Here is a 7,320-nt window from a genome sequence, read left to right on the forward strand (position 1 = left end):
GCTTAGATGGTCGGGCCGTTATCGACTTTCGACTCGATGACCGTCTGCACGTCAACGGGCAGGTTCGAGAGCAAGTCGTAACCGGTTGCTTTCTCGATGGCATCGACGCTGGTGCGGTACGTGCCCCAGTTCGTGTCGATGGAGTTGACGTTCGGCGTGTCGATGGCGATGATGCGGGTATTGGCGTTCACCCGCGAAGCATCGTTGTCGCCAACCGGCAACACCACAATCACCTTCCAGCAGCGGGCCGGTACCGTCACGCGGCCTTGGTCGAGGGTATTGACCACTGTAGCGTTGTTGCTGCCCACGCCGCCCACGCCGTAGCTACCGCAAATCACGTACACCTCGTTGCCGGGCAGGAACGTGCGGGTGTAATTTTCCAGGTCGGCCCAGGTTTTCTGGTTGTTGTTAGGCGCCTGCGGCATCATGTTGGTCATGAAGAAGGTCGCCGAGTTGTTTTCTAGCGTAGAAGTCCGGTCGGCCGACGGGCAATTGTGGCCCCGGTCGAAGCCGCTGCCGCTGTAGCTGGTCGATTGTACTTGGTACCAGCCATCGGGTAACGAAGGGTCGTTGCGGAAATCGTTCTGCCGATTGGCAGTGTCGCGGTCTGCAATATCGAGGTGCCAGCTTACCCAGTTGGGCTTGCCTTGGTCGCGGTTATACGACATTACATACTGTGGCTTGACCAGCAAGTAGTTATCAAAATAGCTGACGTCCGTAACGGCGCCGCTGGGGTTGCCCAGCGCAATGTTATTGTTGTCAACGGAAGGGGCCGCGGTGCCAAACTCCGTCACGGCAAAATCATCGAGATTCAGGCGGGCGCTGCCCCCAGATGTCTTCCGGATTTCAAACTTGACGTTGCCCGAAATATTGGCCGTGAAGGCTGCCGTTTGCAGGGTGTTGCTAGTGGTCGAAACGGTGTTGCCCAGCTTTGTCCACTTGTTGCAGTTGCACGACTGCGCCTGCGCCCACAATTCCCAACTGCTGCTGCCGTCGGAGCCGTAAATGGCGTGCTGTATGGTAATCGTAGAAGCCCCCGTCGGCAGGTAAAAGTCCATCGTGAGCTTGCCAGCGCCTTGTAAGCGTACGGCCTGAGCACCGTTTTTCCGATCGGCATCGGTGGCGCCCAGCACGCCGTCCGTCAGAATCCAGTTGCCAGTCGTGAGGGCAACGGTTCCGGTGGCATAATCCGTCTTGGTACCTGTATCGAAGGTCTCTTGCGTGTTTGCAGCAAAAAGTGCAGTCGAAACCTCGCGGCGATCTACACTCGTTGGATGAAAGGCAAAGCAGGGCAGAAGCAGCAGCAGAAGATATCTGCCGTACCCGAGTAAGGGTTTTTTCATTTAAGCCAAAGAGTGAAGATGAAAAACAGAGTAAATCGTTTATTCCAAACTGTTAAAATCCGGCATGCCAGAATTCGGCGCAAAGCTAGCGCAGGATTTTCGTGCTGACTTTAACACAATGTTAAGTTTATAGTTCATTGTTTTTGTAATAGAATGCTTATTTGAAAAAGTCAATTTGTATTCGAATAGTTTAAACAATCCATTGGTTTATCTTTGGCCTAAGACATAAATATATTAGATAAGTGCAATTTTAGAATATATGTATGCTTCCTAGTTGTGTCCAGTCTGTTCTTAGAATTATTTTATCAAATGTTGTGTGTGTAAATTATAATTATTTGATTGTGAGTGTATTGCATAATGAGGCGGACCTGTAAGTTGTTGCTTGTATAAGAATCGTTCAGAGGGCTTATATATGTCTAGACTGCGTTGGATTCTAGTTTAACCTGGATTAAATGCGCTAAATAAAAGAATTCACCGAGTAGCAAAATCAGTAATTAATGATGCGCAGGTTTGTGACTAACAGCTTCAAAAAGTTTAATTATTAGTGATGGTATGTACACACATTTATCGTAGTAAAACTGGTCAAAAAATCACATAATTTTATAACTTATATTATGCGATAAGTCTGAACTCAGGGTTTGGTCCTGAATATGTACAATCGCATTTTCCGTGTTAAGCCATATTCTCCTTTGAGGCTATACACAGCGGATTTGACAACTTCAATCAGGCTGAGTACATAGGAGCTTATCTCACAAACTCGAATTGCGTCAAAATGACAAAGGCCACTTCAATGAAGAAGCGGCCTTTGTAAATATTTGATTATAAGATAGTTATGGTCTGCGGTTGACCGCGTTCAGATCTTCAAACGCTTGCTTGAGGCGCGCTGCGAAGGTTTTCTCGCCTTCACGGAGCCACACACGTGGATCGTAGTATTTCTTATTCGGCGAATCGGCACCACTGGGGTTACCGATCTGGCCTTGCAAGTAGGCTTCGTTCTTTACGTAATAGTTTTTGATGCCTTCCCAAAGTGCCCACTGCAAATCGGTGTCGATGTTCATTTTGATGGCACCATAAGAAATAGCCTCGCGAATTTCTTCCTGGCTAGAGCCCGAACCGCCGTGGAATACAAAGTCAACAGGCTGTGAACCCGTTTGGAAGTGCTCCTGCACGTACTGTTGCGAGTTTTTCAGGATGACGGGTTGCAACTTTACGTTGCCGGGCTTGTACACGCCGTGCACATTACCAAAGGCAGCCGCTACCGTAAAGCGGGGGCTTACCGAACTCAGCTCTTTGTAAGCAAACGCTACTTCGGAAGGTTGGGTATAGAGCTTCGAGCTATCGACATCGGAGTTGTCCACGCCATCTTCTTCACCGCCGGTCACGCCAAGCTCAATCTCCAGCGTCATACCGATTTTGCTCATGCGCTCGAGGTAGCGCTTGCAGATTTCGATGTTCTCTTCAATCGGCTCTTCCGACAGGTCGAGCATGTGCGAGCTGTACAGCGGCTGGCCATACTGCGCAAAATGCTTTTCGCCCGCCTCAAGCAACCCGTCGATCCAGGGCAGCAGCTTCTTGGCGGCGTGGTCGGTGTGCAGAATCACCGGTACATCGTACACCGAAGCCATCGTGTGCACGTGCTGAGCACCCGAAATGGCCCCCGCAATACTGGCACGCTGATCGCCGTTAGGCAGCGATTTGCCGGCAAAAAACTGCGCGCCACCGTTGGAAAACTGTATGATAACAGGCGAATTGACTTCGTGGGCCGTTTCCAGCACCGCGTTCACCGAGTTGGTACCCGTCACGTTGACGGCGGGCAGGGCAAAGGCATTCGCCTTGGCGAATTTGAAAAGGTTCTGTACCTCGTCGCCGTGTAGTACGCCGGCGCGCAGTCCGGTAAGGGTTTGTTCAGCCATGACAGGAAAATGAAAAGCTAGAAAAAAGGTTAGATGAGGGTGGGAGCCCAAACCTACGAAAGGCCTGGGTTAGTTGCCAATCCTGCACCCAGAATGAAGAAACCTTGCTGGATCGGCGGAAGCAGATTTGCGTGGTAAAACCTCGGAAGTTTACCTAGTAAGAAGATAGTGAAAAGTCTGGTTCACTGATCCTGCAACCGTTTTGCATTGGAAATAATCCCCGCAAATGAAGACCGAAGTAGTCCTGAATGCTGCTATTTGGCTTTTATTCAATACATTATGCAGATCAACCCAAACCTGTCAGCGATGATTACGGCACCTGCCTCTCTTGGTTTGAAGAAAGTATTAAGGCCGCTGCATCTCTGGGCCATAGCAGTGGGACTGGTCATTTCAGGCGAATATTTTGGCTGGAATTACGGTTGGGCCGTAGCAGGCCCCATCGGCATGCTAGTGGCCACGTTGATAATCACAGTGTTGTATATCACATTCATTTTCAGCTTTACCGAGCTGACAACTGCGATACCGCATGCGGGTGGGCCGTTTGCCTATTCGTATCGAGCCTTTGGGCCGCTAGCGGGATTAATAGCTGGGTACGCTACCCTCGTTGAGTTTCTGTTTGCACCGCCGGCCATTGCCTTTGCGCTGGGTAGCTACGGGCATTTTCTGTACCCAAATATTCCGGTTTTGCATACGGCTTTGGTGTGCTACGTGGTCTTTATTAGTATCAACCTTTTGGGAATCAAGGAGTCCGCTATGTTCTCATTGGTTGTTACGATACTTGCCGTCGCTGAGCTACTGCTGTATATGGGGCTTGTAGCTCCGCATTTTAACATGACGAATCTCCTGACTCGGCCTATGCCTTTTGGGCTCACGGGGATTTTTGCCGCTTTGCCATTTGCCATCTGGTTTTATCTGGCAATCGAAGGAGTCGCTATGGTCGCCGAGGAGGTAGAGGATCCCAAACGTACCATTCCCAAAGGGTATATCTACGGACTGCTTACGCTCATTGCGCTGGCCTTGGGCGTCATGATACTCACAGGCGGCATCACCAACTGGCAACGGCTGAGCGCCATCGATTATCCATTGCCCGAAGCGTTAGGAATAGTCTTGGGCCGCCAGAGCCCTTGGACGCGGGTATTTGCCAGCATCGGCCTGTTTGGCTTAGTGGCTTCTTTTCACGGCACCATCATTGGCTATTCGCGGCAAGTATTTGCGCTGGCTCGAAGCGGATATTTGCCCAGTTTCCTGAGTCAGGTAAACGCCCGATTTCAGACGCCGCATTGGGCTCTGGTAGTCGGTGGGCTAGTTGGCGCCGGCGCCTTACTGACAGGCACTACCAACCAAGTGATTGTGCTTTCGGTACTGGGGGCAGTAGTTATGTATGGGATGAGTTTGCTCAGCTTATTCGCATTGCGCCGGACGGAGCCGCAGCTGGAAAGGCCTTTTGTGGCGCCCTTCTATCCAATTTTCCCTGCTGTAGCGTTATTACTGACGATTGTAAGCTTGGGCGCTATTATTTATTACAACCTGATAATCAGTGCGTTATTCTTTGTTGGCTTAGCTCTGACCGGAGGTATTTTTTTGCTGCTAGGCCGGCAGCGGCCTCTGACTCAAGAAGCCTTGCTGGCAAAAGCCGAAGGCGTCTGACTCAAAGACTGTATGACCTATGCGCTACCAACACACCATTCGAAGCCGGGTTTACCAATTTTCCGATCTTAGAACGCTGCTGGCCAAAGCTTCGCCGCTTCGTTCGGGCGATGTGTTGGCCGAGGTGGCCGCTGCCACTTACGAAGAAAGGGTAGCTGCCCAAATTACGTTAGCAGACGTATTGCTCTCGGATTTCCTTCAGGAAACTGTCGTTCCTTACGAAAAAGACGAAGTTACCCGCCTGATCATTGATACGCATGACGCTGCGTCTTTTGCTCGCATCCAGCATTTTACAGTTGGCCAGCTTCGCGATTGGTTATTGATGCCTGAAACCGATACGATAGCGCTGCAGGAAATTGCGGACGCGCTGACCCCGGAAATGGTAGCTGCCGTATCCAAGCTAATGCGAAATCAAGAATTGATTTCCGTTGCTCGCAAATGCGAAGTAGTAACGCGCTTTCGCAACACATTAGGGCTAAAAGGCCACATTGCCACACGTCTCCAACCCAATCATCCTACCGACGATACGCGTGGCATTTTGGCCAGTGTGGTGGATGGTTTACTGTATGGCAGTGGCGATGCTGTAATCGGTATCAATCCTGCCACCGATAACATTCAGATAACCAATGATTTACTAAAGTTGCTGGATTCGATGCGCCAGCGTTATGAAATTCCTACCCAATCGTGTGTGCTCTGCCACGTCACAACTACCTTGGAACTAATCAGGCGAAACGCACCCATAGACTTAACTTTCCAATCGATCGGTGGTACGGAAGCTACGAATACCAGCTTCGGCATAAATTTGGCGCTGCTAGAAGAGGCATGGCACGCCGCTTTAGAGCTGAAACGCGGCAACTTGGGCCAAAATGTAATGTATTTTGAAACAGGGCAGGGGAGTGCTCTTTCTGCAAATGCTCATCAAGGCGTTGATCAGCAAACTTGCGAAGCCCGGGCTTATGCGGTAGCACGTAGGTTTAAACCCCTGTTAGTTAATTCAGTTGTGGGTTTTATTGGCCCCGAATACCTGTATGATGGTAAGCAAATTATCCGGGCCGCCCTCGAAGACCACTTTTGTGGCAAATTGCTAGGCCTGCCGATGGGCGTAGACATCTGCTACACCAACCACGCCGAAGCCGATCAAGATGATATGGACAATCTCCTGACTCTTCTAGGAGTAGCTGGTTGCAACTTTATCATGGGTGTGCCTGGCGCCGACGATATCATGTTGAACTACCAATCTACTTCCTTCCACGATGCATTGTATGTGCGAGATGTTCTAGGTTTACGTCCAACCCCCGAATTTGAAGAGTGGCTTATGCAACAAGGTATCTTCAATGAAAAAGGCCGTTTGTTACCGGCACAGCCTGGACACAAACTCTTCGCGAACATGCCAAAAGTTCTATTATAATCTCCTACGTGGTGTTCTTATATATTGCTGATTGTCAAATAATTGTATAAAATATTTAGGTAATGGAGAACTTGCCCTTTCAAAGACCTGATCATTTAAATGCATCTGACCCTTGGGTGTCGTTAAAAAGATTCACTGATGCTCGTATAGCATTAGGTCGTGTAGGAACGAGTGTGCCACTACAAGAAGCGTTAGCTCTCAAATTTGCTCATGCTCAAGCACGGGATGCAGTATACTCAGAATTGAACTTAGAAAAGCTTCTGAAGGAATTACAAACTTTTCAGCTACCAATTTATCAGGTTCGAAGCAAAGCTTCGAACCGCCAAGAGTACCTAAGGCGGCCCGACTTAGGTCGTCAGCTGCACGAATCTTCTCACAAATATTTGCAGGAATGCGCTGACGACGAAACGGATATAGTAATCATAATGGCAGATGGATTATCAGCGACGGCTATAAACAAGCATGCTATAGCTATAATCCGATTTCTGTTACCCCAACTTCAGCAAGCTGGAATTCGAGTTAGCCCTCTCATTCTTGCCGAACAGGCGCGCGTCGCAATTAGCGATGAGATAGGAGAGATCTTCAGAACTAAGATTGCTCTCATTTTGATTGGTGAAAGGCCGGGGTTGAGTTCCCCACAGAGCCTAAGCGCCTATTTTACTTACTCACCTAGAATTGGCCTTACAGACAAAGCTCGGAATTGCATTTCTAATATTCGACCTGAGGGCCTACAGTATGAAGAGGCAGCAGATAAGATATTTTATATGCTAAATGCATCCTTACGCAGAAAGATTTCTGGAATACAGCTAAAGGATAATTCAAATTCCTTAAACAAGGAATAGAAGAATCTTTATAGACCTCTCAATAGTACTAACTATATATCTGCTTATTATATATGAGTAAATACCATATTACTTTACACGGCTTGTGAGAAGGGGTAAACGCGGGGCGGCCCCCGCTCCGCATCGCCTGAACCCCGAAGCGGGGCAGGGACGCCGGGGCGGGGGCC

Annotated in this window: 5 protein-coding genes; 3 read left to right on the forward strand and 2 right to left on the reverse strand. The window is 49.3% G+C overall.

Annotated elements, in window-relative coordinates:
* Positions 1–2: 2 nt before the first annotated feature.
* Complete coding sequence (locus H9I52_RS05885) at positions 3–1,343, reverse strand: DNA/RNA non-specific endonuclease (RefSeq protein ID WP_262385947.1); 1,341 nt, start codon at positions 1,341–1,343, stop codon at positions 3–5.
* An 830-nt stretch (positions 1,344–2,173) separates the two neighbouring features.
* Positions 2,174–3,256 (reverse strand): class II fructose-bisphosphate aldolase, encoded by a 1,083-nt coding sequence (fbaA, locus tag H9I52_RS05890; RefSeq protein WP_139513474.1) that lies wholly within the window; start codon positions 3,254–3,256, stop codon positions 2,174–2,176.
* Between the two features lie 279 nt (positions 3,257–3,535).
* Here fbaA and eat point away from each other — a divergent pair, with 279 nt between their 5' ends.
* From eat to eutC, 3 genes are all read left to right on the forward strand, one after another.
* Positions 3,536–4,903, forward strand: coding sequence for an ethanolamine permease (gene eat / locus H9I52_RS05895; protein WP_262385948.1), 1,368 nt, complete (start codon positions 3,536–3,538; stop codon positions 4,901–4,903).
* Between the two features lie 19 nt (positions 4,904–4,922).
* Positions 4,923–6,311, forward strand: a complete 1,389-nt coding sequence (locus H9I52_RS05900) for an ethanolamine ammonia-lyase subunit EutB (RefSeq protein ID WP_187453061.1) — start codon at positions 4,923–4,925, stop codon at positions 6,309–6,311.
* Between the two features lie 62 nt (positions 6,312–6,373).
* On the forward strand, positions 6,374–7,153 hold the full coding sequence (gene eutC / locus H9I52_RS05905) for an ethanolamine ammonia-lyase subunit EutC (protein WP_187453062.1): 780 nt from the start codon (positions 6,374–6,376) through the stop codon (positions 7,151–7,153).
* Positions 7,154–7,320 lie beyond the last annotated feature (167 nt).

The organism is Hymenobacter sp. BT491 (assembly GCF_014349165.1).
Classification (GTDB): domain Bacteria; phylum Bacteroidota; class Bacteroidia; order Cytophagales; family Hymenobacteraceae; genus Hymenobacter; species Hymenobacter jejuensis.

Bases quoted from the DNA above. Each gene is read 5' to 3' on its own strand.
- H9I52_RS05885 (WP_262385947.1), bottom strand. From the start codon at position 1,343: ATGAAAAAACCCTTACTCGGGTACGGCAGATATCTTCTGCTGCTGCTT.
- fbaA (WP_139513474.1), bottom strand. From the start codon at position 3,256: ATGGCTGAACAAACCCTTACCGGACTGCGCGCCGGCGTACTACACGGC.
- eat (WP_262385948.1), top strand. From the start codon at position 3,536: ATGCAGATCAACCCAAACCTGTCAGCGATGATTACGGCACCTGCCTCT.
- H9I52_RS05900 (WP_187453061.1), top strand. From the start codon at position 4,923: ATGCGCTACCAACACACCATTCGAAGCCGGGTTTACCAATTTTCCGAT.
- eutC (WP_187453062.1), top strand. From the start codon at position 6,374: ATGGAGAACTTGCCCTTTCAAAGACCTGATCATTTAAATGCATCTGAC.